Raw genomic sequence first — 20,262 nt, forward strand, 5'->3', positions numbered from 1 at the left:
ACTTACGAAAATCCTCACGGATTTTCTATTCGGTAATTATTTGCTAAATTAGGTGCTTAAACACGCTACTAATCATACACAAAACCGTTCTACGCAATTTGAACAAACCAATGAAAATTATATTTAATGACAGCGTAATTGATAATAAAATAGTCGAACCTGACTATGAATCTGAATTTAATTCTGCGAAAGAAAACGGATTTGAAACTGAAATATTCAGTTTTGAGGAAATAGAAGACGGAAATATAAATAGTGCTCTGAAATTCATTAAAACTTGCGAAAAAATTGAATTAGGAATTTATCGAGGTTGGATGATGACGCCGAAAATTTATGAACAGTTTTACAATGGACTCCAAAAAAAGAATATTCAGTTGATTAACAATCCAACGGAATACAAACATTGTCATTACTTACCAGAATCCTATGACAAAATAATTAACGAAACACCAAAATCTAATTGGACTAAAGACATTTCCGAAAACAGTATTTTAGAGTCATCAAATGAATTTGGAAATAAACCGATTATTGTAAAAGATTATGTGAAATCAGAAAAGCATAATTGGAATGAAGCTTGTTTTATTCCAAACGCATCTGACAAAAATAAAGTTCTAGAAATAGTTAATCGATTTTTAGAATTGCGAGGAGATTATTTGAACGAGGGAATTGTTTTCCGAGAGTTTGTAGAACTAGAATTTTTAACTGAACACTCGAAAAGCAAAATGCCATTAACTAAAGAATTTAGAATTGTTTTCTTAAATAAAAAAGTTGTTCAAATTTTCAATTATTGGGACGAGGGAAATTATGATTCTGAAAAGCCTGACATTGATTTCTTCCAAAATATTGCAGAGAACATAGAAAGCAATTTCTTTACAATGGATGTAGCGAAAAAGAAAAATGGAGGTTGGATAATAATGGAATTAGGAGATGGACAAGTTGCAGGACTTCCAGACAATGCGAATAGGAATAAATATTATAACGAACTGAATAAAAACTGCGTAGAACACCGTGTATAATTCATTGCTAGTACTCGCCTACTTACGAAAATCCTCGCGGATTTTCTATTAAGTTTGTATTTGCTAAATTGATTGCTGAAACACGCAACGAAATCATACACAAAACCGTTATGTGCAACTTAAGACAACCTGACAATCATAGTTTTTCTAGTTTGGCGAAACCCACTGTCTTTCTATAATTATCTGGAGAAACACCTACTTTCTTTTTAAAAAATCGGCTAAAATAAAATTCATCATAATAACCAAGTCCAGCTGCGATTTGTTTCAAAGGTTTTGATGTTAAATATAGTTCTCGCTTAGCCGCTATAATAATTCTATTCGAAATTAAATCGCTAGGTGTTTGCTGTAAATACTTTTTTACAATCCCTGCCAATGTTTTTGTACTAACACACAAAACATCTGCATAATCTTTCGGAGAATGTAATTCACAATAATTTTTCTCAATAGAATCTACTAAATTTTGTAAGATTTCAGATTGACCATCGGAAAATTTTGGTGCAATATCTTTATCGAATTGCTTTTTCTGTCTCACGGCTTCTATTAAAAACACCTTTAAAAAAGCCACCAGAACTTCATGTTGAGCAATAGAATCTCTATTCATCTCTTTTGAAATTTGATCTATCAGATTAAAAAACAGGGCTTCTTCAGAAATTTGAAAATGTGGCAATCCATGAAAATTATTAAAAAGAATGCCTTCCGTTTCAATTTCATTTTGATGACGATATGTACAAAAAAAATCAGGATGAAAATTTAATAACCAGCCCGAACAAGATTCTTCAGAAGAAATCATAAAAGGTTGATAAGGCGATAAGCAAATCATTTGGTAACCTTGCAATTTATAATTAGAAATATCTACACTTAACTTATAGTTACTTCCATTAAGCAAAATAATAGAGTAATAATTTTTTCTCTGTAAATGGTCAAATTGATTAAGATTTTCAAACTTTTCCAGTCTAAAGGCTAGTTCACCATTTTGTTTATCTATAATAATTTGAACCATAAGAATATATTTCTTTATTTAATATTACGTATTAAAAAGAAAGGAGTGTTTTTACACTCCTTTCTAAAGATAACAATTATTTCGAAGCTATAATGTCTATTTTTTGAATTGCTGATGCTTCAAATCCTTCTAAAAGAACTGGAGCATTTTCCATAAGTGCTGCTGCAACTTTACCTGTTAAATGAGCATCTCTACCTAAATCATCTGCAAAAGTATCAAAGATTGCATAAGTAGTTGCATCTATTTTTATTGCATACCAAGATAAGGTCTTTGACTCATCACTTACTAATTGTTTTCCAACATTAAGAAAGTTTTCGACATCTGATGTTTTTCCTTCTTTAGACTTCATGATAACAAGCAAGCCTTTGTTTTGCAATCCAGACTTATGATTAGATGCTAATACATCTATTGTTTGAATATCTGTACTAGGATTAAAACCCTCTAATAAATCATCTGAATTTGCTAATAATGCTTTCGCAACTTCACCTGTTAAATGCGCTTGTCTGCCTTCTTCTACTTCAAAGGTATCATAGATACCAAAAGTCTTATTGTCCATTTGAAAGGCAAACCAAGATACTGTCTGAGGTTCTTGATTCACTAATGATAATCCACCAAGCAAGAAGTTTTTGACATCTTGTTCTTTTCCTGGTTTTGCTTTCATAATTACTAATAATCCGATAGTTTCTTTTTTTGTACTGTTCATAATGTTTGCGTTTTTAGTTTTTGAAAATGTTTGAATTGTAAATCCTAGTAAAAAAACTAGGAGTGCTAATTTTAATGGAACTTTAGTTTTCATTTTTTCTTGGTTTTTTGTTACAGTGCAAATTTGGGGTGAAACAAAGGACTGTGGAATGGATGTTTATTACTATAGCATGGACAATTTTCAAAAAAACAATACTATTGAATGTAGTATGCACATAACACCGTATAAACTTTATTGCTGGCTTTTCACCTACTTGCGAAAAACCTCGTGGTTTTTCTTGGTTTGTGTTTTATTTACTAAATTCACTTCCTAAAACCCGCAACAAAGCTTATACATCAACGTTGGCAAACATTAAAGCGAGACGTTTGCGCAAATCTAAAAATGATTACGAAATATCTGTATTTTAAGTTTTAAAAATACAAACAAATGATAAAACCAATAAAAACAGAAATAACTGAATTAGAGAAGAGCAAAATTGATGTTCTATTAAAAGAATACGAATTGACTAATGGGAAAATTGAAAAATTTGTCGGTAATCAATTTTTTTACACTCAAGGTGCTTTGATATTAGCTGGTGGATATATTTTCTTTCTTATCGAAGGTATAGCATTAATTGACAAAACTGTTAACACAGAAATAGACACTAGGTTATATTTACAGTTTTTACCCTTTTTTGTGTTAATGATATTATCTGGAGTTTTATATCAATATCAAAGAACAATAGGTTTACAAGGATATAAACAATATTTAGAGAATAAAATCAATACTCTTTTGGGGGAAAATCTAATTAGCTATGGTTACATTGGAATGAAATATATGCTAAAAAAAAATAAAATAGCTCTATTGAATGTGATATTATATAGTCTTATTTATGTTTCAGCTACTATTCTTGCTTACATAAAACCTTCTCAACCCGAAGAACCTGCTTGGTGGATTTCTCACGTAATTGCTTTCATTTTATTTTTAATTTTAGCTTTAACTCAAACATTCAAATATTCAGATAAAGTTAGAGAGTTGGCAATAGAAAATAACAAAAGTGAAAGTCCATTAGAGAATTAATAAAAAAAACGATTTGCCAACACCGTGTATAATTCATTGCTAGTTATAGCCTACTTACGAAAGTCCTCGCGGACTTTATATCTGTGATTTATTTGCTAACTTTAGTGCTTAAACACGCAACGAAATCATACACAAATACGTTGTGCACAAGCTGAAAAATGAGAAATCCTTTAAAAATATTGCTTCTGATTTTAACTTTAGTTTCTTGTAAAAACCAAACAGAAACGAAATCTGAATTGAAAAACGAAACGGCTGAATTGATTGAAGAAATTCCTCAAATGGAATTACAACAAACCGACTCAATTGCGGAACAGTGGAATTTTATGGTTTTTGAAAAAGGAGGTTGTTTAGGAGGAACACAATATGTCACAGATAAAAAGAGAGAAATTCCTACTATGGTTTTTAGCGAAACGGAATGGAAAAAGTTTGCGGAAAATGATAAAACGGAGTTGACTGAATTTCTTATCTCTAAACTTTCTGACACAACGAAAACGAAAGTCCATACTTGCCCATTTTTTGGAGCAACGAATGGAGAAATGGCTGTTTATTCACTTCAGCATATTCATAATTTAAATTGGCTTGAATTTTCGGAATTTAAAGAATATAAAGACCGAGAATATGGAAATGCGACTGACCAACCTCAAATGTGGTTACAGAATATTTTAAAAAATGAAACTAAACGTAAAACGTTAGCGGAATTATATCGGAACGAACTAAAAAAATAAAAGCCAGTGCACAACAATGTATAACCGCAATTACGGCGGATTCGACTACGTCCGAATCCACTCGGAATTGCTAACGTCAGTGCTAAACCGAAAAATTTGCGTACTTTAACCCGTAACTGACGGTTATACGAGACCGTTGTGGTGCATAAAAACTCACTCTGCTGAAAATTCAATCTGAACTGAATTTATTCAAATATTTTTCTTAACTTTGTATCCAAGTAGATACAATTTTATGTTCTTTATTGAGAAAACAAATGAATTTGACAAGTGGCTGAAAAAGCTAAAAGACTTTAAAGCAAAAGCAAAAATCCTGTTTAGAATTCAAAAATTAGAAACTGACGAACATTTTGGCGATTGCAAAACAGTTGGCGATGGAATTCGGGAAATGCGAATAAATTTTGCGAAAGGCTACAGAGTCTACTTTAAAGAAAAAGATGGAAAAGTAATTGTTTTGCTAATTGGTGGAGATAAATCTACTCAACAAAAAGACATTGCAAAAGCGAAAGAAATTTGGAAAAAATTAAATAAATAGAAAATGGGAACTTCAAGATTTGAAATAGCGGATTATTTAGAAAGCAAAGAAATGATTGCGGAATACCTCAATACAGTTCTGGAAGAAGGAAATAATGCGGACATAATTAATGCAATCGGACATATTGCGAAAGCAATCGGAATGACAAAAATTGCGGAAGAAACTGGTTTGAGCAGACCGAGTTTATATAAAGCATTATCTGATGGAGCAAAACCTCAATTTGCGACAATTATGAAAGTATTAAAAGCAATCGGAGGACAAATTCAAGTGAATCCAATGTCTGCGTGAAAAAATTACGCACCACAACACCGTATAAAATTAATTGCTAGTTTCTAGCCTACTTACGAAAGTCCTCGCGGACTTTCTATCTGTGATTTTTTTGCTAACTTTAGTGCTTAAAACACGCAACTAATCTTATACAAACACGTTGGCAGTAAGTTAAAAAAACTATGAAATACATCAAAATCTTACTATTATTCATAACTATTTATTCTTGTAAAACAGATTCTAGACCTGAATTAAAATTTGAATCAAGTTATGGTATGTATTCAATTCTAATAAATGAATTTGTTGACGCATCATTTCACCTTGAAAAAGAAATTCAAGAACAAATAAATAGTCTAAATATTAATGACACTCTGAATTCGGATTTAGTTGCCTACGAAAATCTAACAAAAGAATATATTACCTATTTAGATAATCTGACTGACCAACTTATTGACAATTCTAATAATGGTAATATTCACGAAAACCAACAAACTCTAACTGAAATTCAGCAAGTCAATAACTTGTTTTTTAAAGATGGCGAATACAGCGTAAAAGGAGATGAATTTGTTGAAAAAACTGACTCATACAGAGAACTGATTTTGAAGTTCATTAAAAACCAAAACTTGTCTGTAAGGGTTAAAAACAATCTCGACACGAGAGACATTATTGATAGAAATCGTAATTCAATTAAAACATTGGATTATTTCTTTAAAGACCAATCTTTAATCGGAACAATAGCATATTTAAAAAACAGAAAAAAGAATGTACTCGAATTTGAAAAAGAATTTTTGAATAATAATAAACGGAATAAATAAAAACCTACTGCCAACACCGTGTTATATTAACACACTTCTGTATGTATTGTATTTATTGACTTTAAATAAATATTATTGAAATAGGTACAACATAGGTATAACATTTTTAACCTGGTAATTAAATGATCCATAAGCATAAAAAAACCGCTTCTAAATTAATAGAAACGGTTTTTAATATGTATTTAAACTTAAAGTTATTAAGCTGCCGTACCAGAGCCTAAATACACACTATTTGATACTGTCTTACCATCTTCAGATACAAATGCCATAAAAAGCTCTACAGTATCTCCTGCATAGGTATTTGGTATTGTTACTACTTGTGAACCTACAGTTCTATCAGCACCATCAAGAATAGAAATTGATTCTTTCTTACTTGGATTGTAAACTAATACCATTGATTTGTCCGTTACATTTGCATTACCTTCTGCCGAGTTATCATCCCAATCAAAAGTTACTTGTCCTGCTGTTGTTAAATCGGTTGTACCATTTAAAACTCCAGATAAAGGACCTCTACTCAATAAAGCTAAAGTAAAATCAATTGTAAAGTTAGGTGCGACACCTCCTACTGCATTATTTAACACATAAGACATAGCTGCATTAAATTCCGTTTTCTTTACCGCAAACGCCTTATAACCTATTTTAATAAAATCGCTTGTAGCTTGCAAATACTCCAATGTAACAGTAAATTTATTACGTTGATTTACTTGTCCCTCTGTTCGAGGATTCGCCACGCTTGATGGCTTAATTCTAATATAATCGATACCTTTCCAGCTACCTCCTATAATGTTACCTACCTTACCAGATAAGCCTCCTAAAATTCCTTGGGCTATTTTCCCCATAACTATAAATATTTAAAATTAATACTCGTTCGGACTTGGTACGGACTTGATATTGCTTTTAAACCTTATTTACGCTAATAATATAACAAAAATAACACCATTTTGTTACTGTTTTAAGGTAGTAGAACGCCTTTGCGTTCAGTTACATTACTTTGCATTAACTTGAAACAATTACGTATATATGCCACCTTTAAAACTGACATTTTATCAATGACATTTTGTAGTTCTTTTTCTTTTTTACTGATAACAGAAACAGCATTGATGTGTTTTTGAAAATCATACTCGGATTTTGCCTTTGATTTCAAGCCTTTTTTTAGCGTGTTTCTGCAATCATTAATTGAGATAAACGGAATAACACTTCCTTTTAAATAATATGCATAAAAGCCACCTATTTGCAACATCATAGATAAATGAAATAGTGTGTTCTTCTCTTCTTCGGTTGATGTAGTGACTACAAAACAATTAGGACAGGGATTTGTCAAAGGTTTCCCGCTGTTTAGACCTTTATTTAGGATGAAAAAATGAGGGTTCGAGTAAGTGCGACCAATTTTGTGTGTTTTTAGTTCAAAAGTTGACATAGCTATCCAATTTAAAATTGCTTCGCTACGCTTCGCACCAATATTTTTTTTGAAAAGAAAAAAAGATAGCCATAGTTATTGTGGCGTGGGTAAGGCTGTCAAGGTTTTTGGATAAAAGTTTTTTGAGTTAAAATGTTTAATGAAAAAGTAAAAGGTTTTTGAAAAAAGTTTTATTCAAAACCCGTAGGGCTTGACCTTTATAGCCTTTTGCGGCTGGCAGAGGTAGCCACATATATTTGCTGCCTTTTTTTATTTTAATGTTATACCTGCCAATATTACTATTATAACAAGCATAATAATTACGAAAACTTTTGTAGAATAAGAATCGTCACCTTCAGGGTTTTCGATTTTATTACCGTTTTCATCTATATCGTGAGGAAAGAATAAATCAAATAAAGATTCAATCAGTTTTTTCATACAATAAATATAACTTTTCTGGGGAATTAACTCTTAAAAAAATAGGTTTTAGTTCTGAATTGAGCGTTGGATGAAGCGTTTGTATATGTAGCGTTTTAAATAGTTGTTTGATAAAACAGCATTTAAACAAGCTACTTATACAGGACTTTTAGACAATAGCTTATTGCTTTTTTGAGGTACGATAAAAAGTAATGTGCTATGGCGTAGTACTACATTTACTAAACCTATTTTTTTATAACCTATTTCTTGGGTGGTGGGGAAAAGTGGACTCTAATGTTTGTTAGCGAAATGAAACAAACAAAGACTTGAGGTAAGGAATACTTGGACTTAACGATGGTTTTGTGCAGTTGAATGAGATAACGAATGTTATAATAAATTAACGTAATCCTTTAATTGTTCGACTGTTTAATGCTTATTCAAAATGTCCTTATATGTTCGGAAGTGAGCGTTGGATGAGCGGATATTTTACATAATAGCAGTTATAGCTACCAAAACATAATAACACGCCGTAGGCAACCATTGAAAAGGTTTTTGCTACTATAACTTCTATTATGTAACATAGCTTTGGGTTGTTTTTATGGCGCAATAGTTGTTTGAGCGTTGGCAATGGCTCTTTGCTTTTTTATTGTACTGATTTTTTAAAATAGCTACTTTTAAATAAAACAAGCAATGTGCCATTATAGCGTTGGCTACAATTATTGTGACATAAAAACAACTATGTAGTGGCGAGGGGAACAACACAAAAGACAGAGGATTTTGAGGTACGAGAAAACTGGGTTTTGGGTTGTGGGGAAATTATACCTAAAAATGTAATTTAACCTAAATCCTGAATCGTTTTTAATACTACTGAAAAACATTGATTTATTAAAACTATGTTATTTTCAATTACATCTTTCTTTTCTGCATAATATTTAACATTATCTTCAGTTTGAATGTCATCGAAAAGACTTTCAAAATCCTCTAATTTAGAATCCAAGGTATCTATACATTCGCTATTTAAATCGAACGTATCAAAGATGTTTTTGATAAAACCTACTTGATGTATAACTTCGGTATTAAGTTTAGATAATGATTCAACACCAATTTTATCACTAATAGCAATTACTTTTGATATATTATTAAATTCTATCCAGCAAGCATCAATTTTAGTTTCTAAATAAGTGTATCTATTTTGATTACGATTAATTTTCTTTTGAATAGTATCAGCAATGTAAAGACCTACTAATAAGCCTAAAGCACCAAGAAGTAATCCAGGTACATCTAATTCTTTTTTAATTTCAAAATAATAAAACCTTGTAGCTATAAAACAGATTAAAACACCAATAAAAAAAGCTAACAATAAGCGCCATTTATTTTTTTTCCATTGCATAAACACCTTTTTTTATCCGTTCAATATATTTAGGAACTTCATTTGACACAATAAGAAGCCTATGCCAAACTGCATCACCACCAAACGCTCCACCTAAAAGCCTAAAAGCTTCATTCAAGAAAGATGTCGTATAGCCGTTAGATCCATCTAAAATGACTTTCAACTTTACGTCTTGAGCTAAAGCATCTTCATATCCTTTTTTTAATAATTTATCATAAAACTCTTGACCTGAAAATGGTCCATCATCATAAGTACGCCAACCTGGTGTTCTTGCGAAATCTTTAGGTATATCAATTACTATCATAACTACACAAAATATGCTGGTTTACAACTTTTATTTACTTTCCAAAAATAATAAGTACCTGAAAAAGGAACTTTTATTTCTTCAAATTTCTGTTTGTCAAAATCTAAATATACGTCATTTGTTATAACTACTAAATTAGTGATTATATTGTCAGTATACAATTCATATATCGTTGGTAAGCCCTCACCACGCCAAGGTAGCCCTGTTTGAGATTCTATACCCTTTTTATATGCATTTTCTAAAATTGCAGAATTACTCTTAAAGTAATCTTTAACTTGTTGCCAACTATTATCTTCATAGTACTTCTTAATTATACCAACCCCATTGTCGACAAACGAAAATTTTACTGCATTATCTTTTTCTAAATGAGATACACCTAAATGCCAAAACACACTATTATCAGTTTGAAAGGCGTGGTCGCAAGAATTTCTTAACATTTCTCCTATTACTCCAAACAATTCTGGACATCTTGCCTCAACACCCCAAACAGTTTCCATTACTTTAGGCATTTCAGGCTCTAATTCAACTTGAGAAGTTGTAATATCTCCTGTATGTATTATAATGTTTTTAGTTTTCAAATTTTCAGGTGCAACATATCCTCTCATATATTTAAAAAAGCCTGATTGCTCCAGTTTATTACGAGCAATTGTATTTAATGGCTTCTCACCTTTCAAACCTATGCCAGCATTGGTTAACTCTTTCATTACTGAAAGCAACATACCAATAGCACCTTCTCCAATATCAGTTACCTTATGTAGTCTAATATTGATAATATTTTCTGTTTTACCTAAATCCTTTAAAAGAGATATAAAACGCAATACTTCCTCTGAATAACCTAACTGAAGTGTTAAAATCTCTGGTGCAATAACTTCTGCATACCTACTAAAATACTTGCGCTTCTGATTAAGCTTTACTTTAGCTAACCTTAATCTTTTTTTCTTCTCTTTTCTACGCTTTTTGCGTCTTTCTTCTTTTAGAAAACGATTATAATTAAAAGCTTTATTTGATTTGTCCTTTTTCAATAAATTAATTGGTATGAAATATTACAACTAAATTGTTTTTTCAAAATCATCACATAGTTGGTTTACTATGTCCTCTGTTTCTTTGATAAAGAATTGACCTAATTCTTTTTTATTACGTCTGATGTATTTCTTAAAAATTATTTCAAAGTCTTTATAGATTTCGTCTTCATCAAAAACGGTTTTAGTACTTTTCATTTTGGCAATTAAGCGACTTCCCTCTTTATTTACGTACTCAAAAAAGGCTTCTATTTTATGTTGAAAATCTAATATTAAGGCTTCTATTTCTTCTTCCTCTTCATTACGTTTTTCTATAACTGCTAAAATATCAAACTTATATTGTTTACCTGGTTTACCTGATGGCTCATTAGTACCTGGTTTGCCTTTAGACTTTTCTTCCTCTTCTGGTGGCGCAACAATACCTAATCTATTATCAAAATACACCTCAACGTCATCTATTAAATCTTTTGTACCTGATAAAGAATTATACAATACACTATACCTGTACCAAAACTCTGTAAAATAATCGTCGCTATACTTGTCTTCTATTTCAATAACATAAGCTATCAGATTAAGGATTTTGAAGTATTTGTTAATGTTTAGTTTTAGCTTTTTAGCTTCCTCTGGTTGCTTTCTTACGAATTGTGTAATTGTGTTTTCTAAATCTAAAATAGGCTGAATACTATCTTTCTTTCCTAATTGGTATGCCTTAAATTCTTTAAAATGCAGTTTAAAAATATGCTCTTGATTAAGATTCTCGTAAATATCTTGCAATAATTGTTCTTGCCCTAATGGGTCGAAGTCACTAACCACTACATTACTAAAGTGTTCAAACGCTTGTTTGATATTGTTTACGTTTACATTTTTATAGGATAAGTCTATAATCTTACAATCTTTCTTATACTTTCCTGCTGTTCTATTTACTCTTGAAATGGTTTGAATTGCATTAATACCTCTTACTTCCTTGTCTAAAAACAAAGTATGCAATTTAGGTTCATCAAATCCTGTTTGTAATTTATCTACAACTATTATTAAACCATTCTTTTTGATAGCAAAATTCTGCAATACTTTAGATTCTGATAAGCCACCGTTTAATGTTGATGCGCTTTCATACTTTTGTCCATCTGAACTATACACAATATAGATAGGTGCATCTTTAAAACGTTCATATTTTTTTTCATCTACAAACTCATTAAAATACTGTTGTATGTACTTACGATATTTAATAGCTGCTTTAATTGAAGAGGCTGCAAACATTGCTTTTGCTGTTCCTCTAATATTATGATATACCGCAGTTACTAATCGTTTAGCTACAAACTTTGAAATCGCTTCAATTCGTTCTTCGTTTTCGTATATATTCTTTTTACTTATTCTATATTTTTTACCATTAGCATCAACACCTTCTTCTAGATTGTCTGGTAAGGATTGTTCGTGATAACCTGTATCACCTTCAAAACCTTCAGTTGCATCGTCTGGCTTTTCAAAATACATTTTAGCTGATACAGGAACAATACCTTTTATGGGATTCAAAATATAACCATCTTCAATAGCTTCCTTCATTGTGTAACTATCAAAGGGAACCCAAATTTTCTCCGCTTCTGCATATTTATTGTACTCTCCAAAACGTGCTAAAGTAACATCGCTTGGTGTTGCTGTAAAACCTATGATTAAATTTTTCTTGTTGTATGTTTTTTTATACTCTTTATTGCTATCAAAACTGTTTTGTAATTCATCAAACAGCGATACCATTTCTTCGTGTTGTTGCCCTGTATTAGAACGGTGTATTTCGTCAATTAAAAAAGCAATACGCATAGATGCTAATTTTTGCACTACCTCATCATCTAAAAACTCTCTTATTGAATTGAACTTTTGAAGATTTACTACAACTATACGTTTGTCTGTATTTAATGCTTCGAGAAATGATTTTTTGCTATTGGCTTCTATGAACATACTATTGGCAATATTCATATTGTACATTTTGCTATCTAACTGATCTCTTAATTGTACTCTATCTACCACCAACATTATTTTATCATACACAAACTCATCATTCTTACGTAAATCTTTTAGCATTAATGACGACCAACCTATAATATTACTTTTACCAAAACCTGCTGCATATTGTAAGAGCAATGAATAGACGTTTTTATTGTTTTGATACTTTTGCCTTTTGTTAATTAAATCTTCAATTTGAACAGCACCTAACCCTTTTGCAGTTAGTTGTTGACGTAGTTTATTGATAAAGTAATCTGGTTCGTCTTCGTGTTCTAAAAACTCATCAATTTTACTAATAATTTTATCTGAACCAAACTTTTGTTTGGGTCTTGGTGCAATTAATCTACCATCATTATGCTTGTACTCTTTTTGTTTAGCTCTGTCTGATTTTACTAATTCACGTTCAATAAAGTTATAATAGAGTATTTCACGCTCTATCATTTTTTTGCTATACAACGCCTTAAAAACTTCTTCAAAACGTTGTTGCTTTGTTGCTTCGTTATTTAGTATTGGGTATGCTTTTAAGTCGTAGGCTACTTTTGTTTTGTATTCTTCAAAATCATAGGTTCTATCTTCAACTTTTGTTTTGATTGAATCGAAATGATTTGATATGTTTCTAATAATAAATGTATCCTGCACATCTGTAGTAGTAATGTGAATCGCTTTTTCAAAAATCTTTAGAAAATCTTTTCTTATGGTTTGAGATACATCGTTACCATCTGCAATATCTAAATAGCTTGTTACTGCTTTTTGATAGTCGTTTGCTATTTTTATTTTACCATCTTTACTGGCTGTTTGATTGTTATAATTAGATTTTAATTCTGAATAGCCTAAAAAGATACCGTTTACAAAAAAGGTAATATCTGGACGAAAACTAAATTGTTTTTTATCTTGATAATGATACATATATGGCAACTCTTGTACTACAGAAAATATATTTTCATCAAATAAGGCATCACCTTGAGTAATACTACCGCTTGGATAAAACAAATTGATTTTAACACCTTTAAAGGTTACTGACTTATTATTATTAATAAACAGCGCCATATTCATAGATTCACCTACACGCTTATTTAAAAACTCCTGAAACTCTTGTAACAACTCTTTTTCGTTATTATTGAATTTTTTTAGTAAGGTTCTGTATGCTTTTTTATTGAGCGTCGTTTCACTTATAAAATATTTTAAATCTTCAACTATAAAATGAAGTTTAGAAACCGTATTTGCTTTTACTTCTTTGTATTGTAACCCATCTGCACGATTGGTAAAGAAGTTCATTAAGTATTTATCTTGTAGTACTAATTCATCCATAATTATCCGTTTTGGTGGTTAGACGTAGATGTAACCACTTTTACTTTACCAGTTACCACCTCGTTAATTAAAGTTTTTCGTAATTCTTTTAAGGTGGAAATTTGAGTTTCTATGTTTTTTACAATGTTGTCAATAGTTGCTGTTTTATCATCTAAATAATCTGCTATTTGTAGTTGTTCTTGAAATGGCGGAAAAGCGAAAGATAACTTATACAATGTGCTAACGGTTAACTGGTTAATTGTTGATGTCATAAACACCCCTGACTGAAAATCAAATAAAATTGATTTAAAAAAATAAGATAAAAAACGATAATTTTTAGACCTTAAAACAGTCATAAATGCACCAAAAGTATAATCCTTGGTCTTTTCATCGATTACAATATTTTTACCTATAAGTCTTCTACTACCATTTCTTGAGCAAATTAAAATATCACCTACTTTTGTGAGATGATGTTTAGGTATAACCTTGTTAACATAAACATTGTTTAAAAAACAAGGCTTGTCATTTTGTATATTAGATGAGCGCAAGACTAAAATACCTTCACCCTGATCCACTATGTCAGAAGGTGAATAAACAATACCTATTATAGCTTTACCAACATCTTTTAATCGCTTAACCTGCCAATGTTCAGGTATCGAACCAAGCCAATCAATACCACTAAATTTTAATTTAACTACATTATCTAAACCTTTAGTAATAGCCTCATTAATGAGATTTTTACGGTAATTTTTATAATGTTTTGTTTTTTGTTGTAATAGCTTTATTTTTTTATCTATTGCTGTAGTTTTAGCATCTAAATAATTGGCTATTTGATTTTGCTCTGGTAGAGGTGGCAAAGTAAAAAACATATTTTTAAAACTTTCCTTACCTATGTTTGGTTGCCCATTTCTATTTAATAAATAGTTAATTTGTTCTTCTGTAATTTGACTTGCCAATAAAAAAAATAAAAAAGTTTTATTAAGTTTTTTTTTGTCTGGGAAAAAGTTACCTACACGATAGTTTTGTAAAATTGGTTCATCAATTGGACCAACTCTTATTATTTTACCAATAGTGCCACCAGTTAAAGCCATTAATATATCATCTTGATAAACTCTAATAGATTTAAAAGATTTTAATCTATCAGAAGCTATGAAACTACTTTTTGTTAAATCTAACTTACCTTTAGGATTGAGTTGAGATATTTTAACAATGCGTACACCGTCATTTGTGAAATCGTAATCTCTAAATTGATAACCGTGTCTTAAAAATACATTATCAATAAATCGAAAGCTTTCCCAATGTGCAGGAATATTTCCTAACCACTTTATTTCTGAATCTTTATAATTAATATATTTTTCCATTATAAAACTAATTCTTGCTCCAGATTAGACAATTTATTTTCCAACTCTTTTAAATCAATTACGATTTCTTTTATAGAGCGTAATTTTTCAGGTTTGTAAAACACTTTATTAAAATTGATTTCAACCCCTATTGTGTTTTCTATATATCTAAATGGTTTGGTAATGTACTTTGCCATAAAATTGGCAATGTCTTGTTGGTTTTCTACTTCAATAGGATTATATGGTATAACCTCATAATCTTTCTCGTAATCAGGTGTTAACTCTACAGAGATAGTAATACTGGCTTCTCTGATTTTAGTAGCCTTTTTAAAGGTTGGTTTAATGACAATTTTGCCATTACCCATTACATCTGCACCGTTTTTATGAACCGCTACTATAGATTCTTTTTCGGTATCAAAATAGTAATTTGCTTTTTCAGTATCTACACTTAAATACGGTATGGATTGGTCGAAATTTGCTATTAGTGGCTTTATATGGTTGCTGAAATAATCGAATAAAGAATCGTGCCTTGTAGTATCAAAATCAGTTAAAACAAACTCTGTGATTTCAATTTCTTCATCCTCAATTTTTTGATGAACCTTAATTGGGTTTAATTTTATAGAATTAGCTCTTATAGATTCACCAGCTTTGTTTTTCTTTATAGGTAGTCTATCTTCTAATGTTAAACCATTTTCATCTACATTGGTTAACATTATGGCTTGTTTATTAAAATAGAAGTGCCATTTATCAAACACCCTTGCGTATTCCGTGTCTTTAAAATTGGTTAAGGCATCAATAATGGTTTTTCTGTTATCATATACCATTTCTTTACGCTTTTTACCTTTACTCTTTTTTAAAGGCTCGTAGAATTTGCTACCATCAATCAGGATAACTTTGTCTTTACGTTCTTCAGATTTATTCTTGTTAAAAATCCATAAATAAGTATAAATACCTGTATTGAAAAATTCATCGGTAGGCATTTGTATAATTGCTTCTACCCAATCGTTATCAAAGAAATACTTTCTAATATTACTTTCACCACTACCAGCATCGCCACTAAATAAGGTAGAACCGTTATGTACTACTACGGATAAGCCTTTAGTATCTAATTGCGATAAAATATGTTGTGTAAAAAGAAACTGCCCATCTGAAATAGAAGGTAAAGCGTGGAAACGTTCTGTGGTGTCATTTTCAATATCTTTTTTATACCCTTTCCAATCAACACCGTAAGGTGGATTTGCTACAATAATATCGAATTGCTTTTCTATAAATGAAATATTAGTAAGCGTGTTACCATAACGAATATCAGAATCATTACGAAAACGACTTTCTATTTTTGCAAGTGCATATAAACTATCGCTCCAATCCTCACCATAGGTTTTTGTAGGTCTATTAAAGTGTTCTTTAATTCTATCTTCTACACCGAATAATAAGTTTCCTCCGCCACACGTTGGATCATATATTGTTAAAAACTCTCCGTTATCTTTTATTTTAGAAAGAATAATTTCAGAAATTAAAGAGATAATATCATCTGGTGTATATTGTTCTCCAGCAGTTTCAGCAGAAATGTCTGCCCATTTGCGTTTTATATGTTCTTCTAAAGTAGTAATGTCAGAGTTATTAAAAGGTGTTAAATCAATTTCACTCCATTTTTTTACGGTATCAAAAAGAATGTCTTTTTTACGTAATTGACCACTAACACCAGAAATATCTAAATACTTTTCTTCTGTATTCCCTCTATCAACGCCTAAAAGTTCTTTTGTTTCAGGGTCGAATGCTTTTAAGTAAGCATCAAAATCGTTGTCGAATGTTTTGTCATTTCTACAAATTTCAGCTAATGTTTTCTGATTTTTAATTACTAAATCATTGTACCCAATATTGTAATCTTTAAACTCTTCAATAAAGTCGTTTACATCATCAATATCCTTAATGGTCTCGGCATCAAAATCTTTTAGTAATTCCTTGTAATGACGTATCAATCTACTTTCCAACATTATCATTGCAAAGTAGGGCATCATATATTTAGGGAAGTCTGATTGTTTAATACCTGATGCTATTAAAAGGTCGGCAGTTGACCATACTTTAGATTCGTATTGTAGTATATTTTGGCTCATATAATTAATTGTCTTTTGTGTCTAATAATTCTTTTGGGTTAACGCTTAAAATATTAGCAATTTCATACAGCACCTCTAAACTTGGTTGGTTTCTGTTTTGAACATAACCATTAACTGTATTAAAGCTTTTACCTAACTTTTCTGCTAACCAAACTTGCTTGATTCCTTTTGCTTCAAGTACTTCTTTAATTCGGTTCATAGGGAATAAAATTGAATGTTAAATATATAGTTTTTACTTTGTATTTATATAACGTATTGCATTATATTTTTTATAATGATTTTAAAACAGTAAACATTGCAAAGATTGCAAGGTTTGCAACCTATTTCTGTTTTATATAATAGCCTGCTTTTGGCTTTGTTAGATAGCCTGCTTTTTCGAGTTTAGATAAATGGTAGTCGACTGTACGTTCCTGTATTTTTAGACCTTTTCCTATTTCAACTGCTTTTTTTCTTTCAAACTCTTGTGGTAATTGATTAAAGAAATTGTTTTTTGGTGATGTAGGTTTAAAATCTATAGTTGCGCCTTGATTTGGTAAATTTTTAAAAACTAACAAACTATGTTGAAGATAAATATCTGCTAAAATTAGTGCGTTTTCAAAATCAATATCCGTACAAACTAAATCGGTATCGTGCAATTGATGCTCAAATTTACGCATCGCTGTAAATATCATACAGAAACGATATACTATTAACCCTAAACGTTTTACTACACTTGTAGCATCTTGACTAACTAAATTGTATATTCTAAATAAATACTCATCAAACAATGGATTGAATTTTTCCCATTGTTCATCTGAAAGATGAATATTGGTAACGGTTGTATCTAAAAACCTAACCATTCTATACGTGTAATCTGAAAGCTGTTTAAAATGCTCTGTTAGGTTTACTGGATTGGATTTTGGCGATGGGTCCAACCAAACAGGATTTGAAGCAAAAACGTAAAATATAAATCTACTAAATAGACCATCTTCGGCAGATTGCACAATATTTAAAATTTGATTTGGTGTCCCAGAAAGTACTACCGAAAGCCTGGGATTATCAATCTCTAAATACTCATTATTTGTTTTTCGTGATATTGATATTTTTTCGTGATGATAGGCTTTGCGCAATAAATCAGAATAAGAACCCCAATCATTTTTAAACGTTTGACCTAATGTATCTGCTTCGGTTTCGCAAATAATACCAAACCCTTCATTATCTTGTAAATGTTTTATAATTTTTGCGTTGCTTGTATTGGCAGGAATAAAAACTACTTTAAATGGTGGTTCTTCGGGTTCTTCGGGTGCTTCTTCACCTTTTTTTAGGTATTTTTTAGCGTGTTTAATTGCTTCCATTTCTTTGTTAAAGTCTTTTTCGGCATCTATAGAATCTGACATTACCGCTTGATGGTATTTATCTGCTAACATTTTCGCAAAGGTTAAAGCACCTTTACCTGAAGCTGGTGGTGCTAATAAAAAAGAAAACAGATTTGGAAATACAACTTTACCACTATACAAGCCTGTAACATTTGGTAAGCATCCTGAAATTATTGAAAGTGCTCCTGTAAGAAATACATCTTTTTCCCTGTTATCTCTTAAAACTTCGATTCCCTTTCTAAATAATGCAGGAAGGCTATTGAATACACTTTCTGGAATACTGGGTGTAGATGTTAATAGTGAAAGGTTGTCAATACTTTGTTTTGCTTCTGGCTCAAATTCTTTCTCTTTTACATTGTTTGCAAACTTTGCAAACTTTGCAAAGTCTTGTGTATTATTTTGATATGCACTACGAACAGATGTTTTTATTTCGCTTTCTTTTAAGTCGAAATTCACATTACAAAAATCTAATGTATCTATTTCTTGAATCCCAAACCTGTTGGCGTTTGACGCAAAAAGAAATATAAAATTGTTTCTATTCCCTTCAAAATATTGCTCTTTTTGTTCTGTGAATTTAACACAGCGTTCTAATAATTCAAAGGTTGTTAATTGTGCTTCTTCCTTTTGTTTTATAACAACTTCAAAAGTATCTGCGTTACTATTTATAAAACAATCTTCATCAAACGATACAAAACATAAACGACATATATCTTTCCCAGAGGTATCAATACCTATATTTAAAGCTTGTTCGTAATATTCTACAACTTGATTATACGCTTCCTTATGATGCTCTTTAGTAGTATTTACTTTTACGATTATCTTTATGCCTTTACCACTTGGGCTTATAAATGATGCCAAAGTATAAGGTGCTAATCGAGTTGTATTAATCACCTCTTGTAATTGATAAACTGAAAGTTTATCAATGTCTAATATTACATATTGACTATAGGCTTCAACCTTATCAATACTTCTACCATTAGTAAAAGTGCCAGATACTGTAAAAGCAATTAATTGCTTTTTAAGTTGATCTGCTTCTTCTTTATTATCATTAGTCAATAAGGTTCTTATATTGCTTATTTCGGTTTTATAAGTACCTGTTTTAATATCATTAAGGATTTTTTCCAAAGGCTTATCCTCAACCTTGTTTACAAAGTCTTTAAAGACTGATACGACAGCTTGCATAAGTTTTAAATATTTGTAGTGTAATCTCTTCTATTAGTTTTAAAAGCTTTTTTGTAGTTCTTATCTAAAAGCTTTTGTACATCGCTCATTCTGTAATAGATTTTTGAGCCTATTTGAGAAAACGATACAATGCCATCATCTCTCCAAGTCTGTGCTGTACGCTTGCTAATATTCATTAGCTGTAGAAATTCTTGATTGTCTAAAAAAGTGTCCTCTGGCGACTTTTGATTTTCTTCGAGTTTTTTGTTTAGAACATCTAAACGATTTAGTAATTCTTTGTACTGTTGTACACTTAAAATAATTGCTTCCATTACGATATATGTTTTAAAATTATACCGCAAGATTGCCT

20 protein-coding genes are annotated in these 20,262 nt (G+C 30.7%); 6 read left to right on the top strand and 14 right to left on the bottom strand.

Going from position 1 to position 20,262, the window contains the following annotated elements:
* Positions 1 to 110: 110 nt before the first annotated feature.
* Positions 111 to 1,013, top strand: coding sequence for an ATP-grasp domain-containing protein (locus GMA17_RS03630; RefSeq protein WP_248399234.1), 903 nt, complete (start codon positions 111 to 113; stop codon positions 1,011 to 1,013).
* A gap of 136 nt (positions 1,014 to 1,149) precedes the next feature.
* Here the strand turns inward: GMA17_RS03630 and GMA17_RS03635 are convergent, their stop codons facing one another.
* Complete coding sequence (locus tag GMA17_RS03635) at positions 1,150 to 2,013, bottom strand: AraC family transcriptional regulator (RefSeq protein ID WP_248399236.1); 864 nt, start codon at positions 2,011 to 2,013, stop codon at positions 1,150 to 1,152.
* A 76-nt stretch (positions 2,014 to 2,089) separates the two neighbouring features.
* Entirely contained in the window at positions 2,090 to 2,809 is a 720-nt protein-coding gene (locus GMA17_RS03640) for a putative quinol monooxygenase (protein ID WP_248399238.1), read from the bottom strand.
* 333 nt (positions 2,810 to 3,142) lie between these two features.
* Between GMA17_RS03640 and GMA17_RS03645 the strand changes: the two genes are divergently transcribed.
* The 5 genes from GMA17_RS03645 to GMA17_RS03665 all read left to right on the top strand — a co-directional run bounded on the left by GMA17_RS03645 (position 3,143) and on the right by GMA17_RS03665 (position 6,114).
* On the top strand, positions 3,143 to 3,775 hold the full coding sequence (locus tag GMA17_RS03645; RefSeq protein ID WP_248399240.1) for a hypothetical protein: 633 nt from the start codon (positions 3,143 to 3,145) through the stop codon (positions 3,773 to 3,775).
* A gap of 158 nt (positions 3,776 to 3,933) precedes the next feature.
* Positions 3,934 to 4,500: a hypothetical protein gene (locus GMA17_RS03650; protein ID WP_248395786.1), complete on the top strand. Its 567-nt coding sequence runs from the start codon at positions 3,934 to 3,936 to the stop codon at positions 4,498 to 4,500.
* Positions 4,501 to 4,732: 232 nt separating this feature from the next.
* Entirely contained in the window at positions 4,733 to 5,032 is a 300-nt protein-coding gene (locus GMA17_RS03655) for a type II toxin-antitoxin system RelE/ParE family toxin (RefSeq protein WP_248399242.1), read from the top strand.
* Positions 5,033 to 5,035: 3 nt separating this feature from the next.
* Positions 5,036 to 5,320, top strand: a complete 285-nt coding sequence (locus GMA17_RS03660) for an addiction module antidote protein (RefSeq protein WP_248399244.1) — start codon at positions 5,036 to 5,038, stop codon at positions 5,318 to 5,320.
* Positions 5,321 to 5,481: 161 nt separating this feature from the next.
* Positions 5,482 to 6,114 carry a hypothetical protein gene (locus tag GMA17_RS03665; protein WP_248399246.1) on the top strand — a complete coding sequence of 211 codons (633 nt, stop codon included), beginning with the start codon at positions 5,482 to 5,484 and terminating at the stop codon, positions 6,112 to 6,114.
* A gap of 197 nt (positions 6,115 to 6,311) precedes the next feature.
* On the opposite strand, the gene GMA17_RS03670 is transcribed toward GMA17_RS03665, so the two are convergent.
* The 12 genes from GMA17_RS03670 to GMA17_RS03725 all read right to left on the bottom strand — a co-directional run bounded on the left by GMA17_RS03670 (position 6,312) and on the right by GMA17_RS03725 (position 20,224).
* Positions 6,312 to 6,953: a DUF6266 family protein gene (locus GMA17_RS03670; protein ID WP_248399248.1), complete on the bottom strand. Its 642-nt coding sequence runs from the start codon at positions 6,951 to 6,953 to the stop codon at positions 6,312 to 6,314.
* A gap of 113 nt (positions 6,954 to 7,066) precedes the next feature.
* Positions 7,067 to 7,531 (bottom strand): hypothetical protein, encoded by a 465-nt coding sequence (locus GMA17_RS03675; RefSeq protein WP_248399251.1) that lies wholly within the window; start codon positions 7,529 to 7,531, stop codon positions 7,067 to 7,069.
* 249 nt (positions 7,532 to 7,780) lie between these two features.
* On the bottom strand, positions 7,781 to 7,948 hold the full coding sequence (locus GMA17_RS03680) for a hypothetical protein (RefSeq protein ID WP_248399253.1): 168 nt from the start codon (positions 7,946 to 7,948) through the stop codon (positions 7,781 to 7,783).
* A gap of 814 nt (positions 7,949 to 8,762) precedes the next feature.
* Complete coding sequence (locus GMA17_RS03685; RefSeq protein ID WP_248399255.1) at positions 8,763 to 9,317, bottom strand: hypothetical protein; 555 nt, start codon at positions 9,315 to 9,317, stop codon at positions 8,763 to 8,765.
* Entirely contained in the window at positions 9,298 to 9,621 is a 324-nt protein-coding gene (locus tag GMA17_RS03690) for an STAS-like domain-containing protein (RefSeq protein ID WP_248399257.1), read from the bottom strand. Before GMA17_RS03690 ends, GMA17_RS03685 begins: the two co-directional genes overlap by 20 nt.
* Before the next feature lie 2 nt (positions 9,622 to 9,623).
* On the bottom strand, positions 9,624 to 10,643 hold the full coding sequence (locus tag GMA17_RS03695) for a hypothetical protein (protein ID WP_248399259.1): 1,020 nt from the start codon (positions 10,641 to 10,643) through the stop codon (positions 9,624 to 9,626).
* 27 nt (positions 10,644 to 10,670) lie between these two features.
* A complete protein-coding gene (locus GMA17_RS03700; protein ID WP_248399261.1) occupies positions 10,671 to 13,943 on the bottom strand; it encodes a DEAD/DEAH box helicase family protein in 3,273 nt (1,090 codons plus the stop codon).
* Between the two features lie 2 nt (positions 13,944 to 13,945).
* Positions 13,946 to 15,283, bottom strand: a complete 1,338-nt coding sequence (locus GMA17_RS03705; RefSeq protein ID WP_248399263.1) for a restriction endonuclease subunit S — start codon at positions 15,281 to 15,283, stop codon at positions 13,946 to 13,948.
* Positions 15,283 to 17,376: a class I SAM-dependent DNA methyltransferase gene (locus tag GMA17_RS03710; RefSeq protein WP_248399265.1), complete on the bottom strand. Its 2,094-nt coding sequence runs from the start codon at positions 17,374 to 17,376 to the stop codon at positions 15,283 to 15,285. Before GMA17_RS03710 ends, GMA17_RS03705 begins: the two co-directional genes overlap by 1 nt.
* A gap of 4 nt (positions 17,377 to 17,380) precedes the next feature.
* Entirely contained in the window at positions 17,381 to 17,575 is a 195-nt protein-coding gene (locus GMA17_RS03715) for a helix-turn-helix domain-containing protein (RefSeq protein WP_248399267.1), read from the bottom strand.
* A gap of 121 nt (positions 17,576 to 17,696) precedes the next feature.
* Positions 17,697 to 19,913, bottom strand: coding sequence for a DUF3987 domain-containing protein (locus GMA17_RS03720; RefSeq protein WP_248399269.1), 2,217 nt, complete (start codon positions 19,911 to 19,913; stop codon positions 17,697 to 17,699).
* 5 nt (positions 19,914 to 19,918) lie between these two features.
* A complete protein-coding gene (locus GMA17_RS03725) occupies positions 19,919 to 20,224 on the bottom strand; it encodes a helix-turn-helix domain-containing protein (protein ID WP_248399271.1) in 306 nt (101 codons plus the stop codon).
* Positions 20,225 to 20,262: the final 38 nt, after the last annotated feature.

The sequence above is a fragment of the Bizionia sp. M204 genome (genome assembly GCF_023205095.1).
GTDB lineage: Bacteria > Bacteroidota > Bacteroidia > Flavobacteriales > Flavobacteriaceae > Algorimicrobium > Algorimicrobium hallyeonense.

Coding starts and splice junctions, on each gene's coding strand:
- GMA17_RS03675 (WP_248399251.1), bottom strand. CDS start 7,531: ATGTCAACTTTTGAACTAAAAACACACAAAATTGGTCGCACTTACTCG.
- GMA17_RS03670 (WP_248399248.1), bottom strand. CDS start 6,953: ATGGGGAAAATAGCCCAAGGAATTTTAGGAGGCTTATCTGGTAAGGTA.
- GMA17_RS03700 (WP_248399261.1), bottom strand. CDS start 13,943: ATGGATGAATTAGTACTACAAGATAAATACTTAATGAACTTCTTTACC.
- GMA17_RS03660 (WP_248399244.1), top strand. CDS start 5,036: ATGGGAACTTCAAGATTTGAAATAGCGGATTATTTAGAAAGCAAAGAA.
- GMA17_RS03640 (WP_248399238.1), bottom strand. CDS start 2,809: ATGAAAACTAAAGTTCCATTAAAATTAGCACTCCTAGTTTTTTTACTA.
- GMA17_RS03685 (WP_248399255.1), bottom strand. CDS start 9,317: ATGCAATGGAAAAAAAATAAATGGCGCTTATTGTTAGCTTTTTTTATT.
- GMA17_RS03635 (WP_248399236.1), bottom strand. CDS start 2,013: ATGGTTCAAATTATTATAGATAAACAAAATGGTGAACTAGCCTTTAGA.
- GMA17_RS03725 (WP_248399271.1), bottom strand. CDS start 20,224: ATGGAAGCAATTATTTTAAGTGTACAACAGTACAAAGAATTACTAAAT.
- GMA17_RS03630 (WP_248399234.1), top strand. CDS start 111: ATGAAAATTATATTTAATGACAGCGTAATTGATAATAAAATAGTCGAA.
- GMA17_RS03645 (WP_248399240.1), top strand. CDS start 3,143: ATGATAAAACCAATAAAAACAGAAATAACTGAATTAGAGAAGAGCAAA.
- GMA17_RS03720 (WP_248399269.1), bottom strand. CDS start 19,913: ATGCAAGCTGTCGTATCAGTCTTTAAAGACTTTGTAAACAAGGTTGAG.
- GMA17_RS03690 (WP_248399257.1), bottom strand. CDS start 9,621: ATGATAGTAATTGATATACCTAAAGATTTCGCAAGAACACCAGGTTGG.
- GMA17_RS03705 (WP_248399263.1), bottom strand. CDS start 15,283: ATGGAAAAATATATTAATTATAAAGATTCAGAAATAAAGTGGTTAGGA.
- GMA17_RS03655 (WP_248399242.1), top strand. CDS start 4,733: ATGTTCTTTATTGAGAAAACAAATGAATTTGACAAGTGGCTGAAAAAG.
- GMA17_RS03680 (WP_248399253.1), bottom strand. CDS start 7,948: ATGAAAAAACTGATTGAATCTTTATTTGATTTATTCTTTCCTCACGAT.
- GMA17_RS03710 (WP_248399265.1), bottom strand. CDS start 17,376: ATGAGCCAAAATATACTACAATACGAATCTAAAGTATGGTCAACTGCC.
- GMA17_RS03665 (WP_248399246.1), top strand. CDS start 5,482: ATGAAATACATCAAAATCTTACTATTATTCATAACTATTTATTCTTGT.
- GMA17_RS03650 (WP_248395786.1), top strand. CDS start 3,934: ATGAGAAATCCTTTAAAAATATTGCTTCTGATTTTAACTTTAGTTTCT.
- GMA17_RS03715 (WP_248399267.1), bottom strand. CDS start 17,575: ATGAACCGAATTAAAGAAGTACTTGAAGCAAAAGGAATCAAGCAAGTT.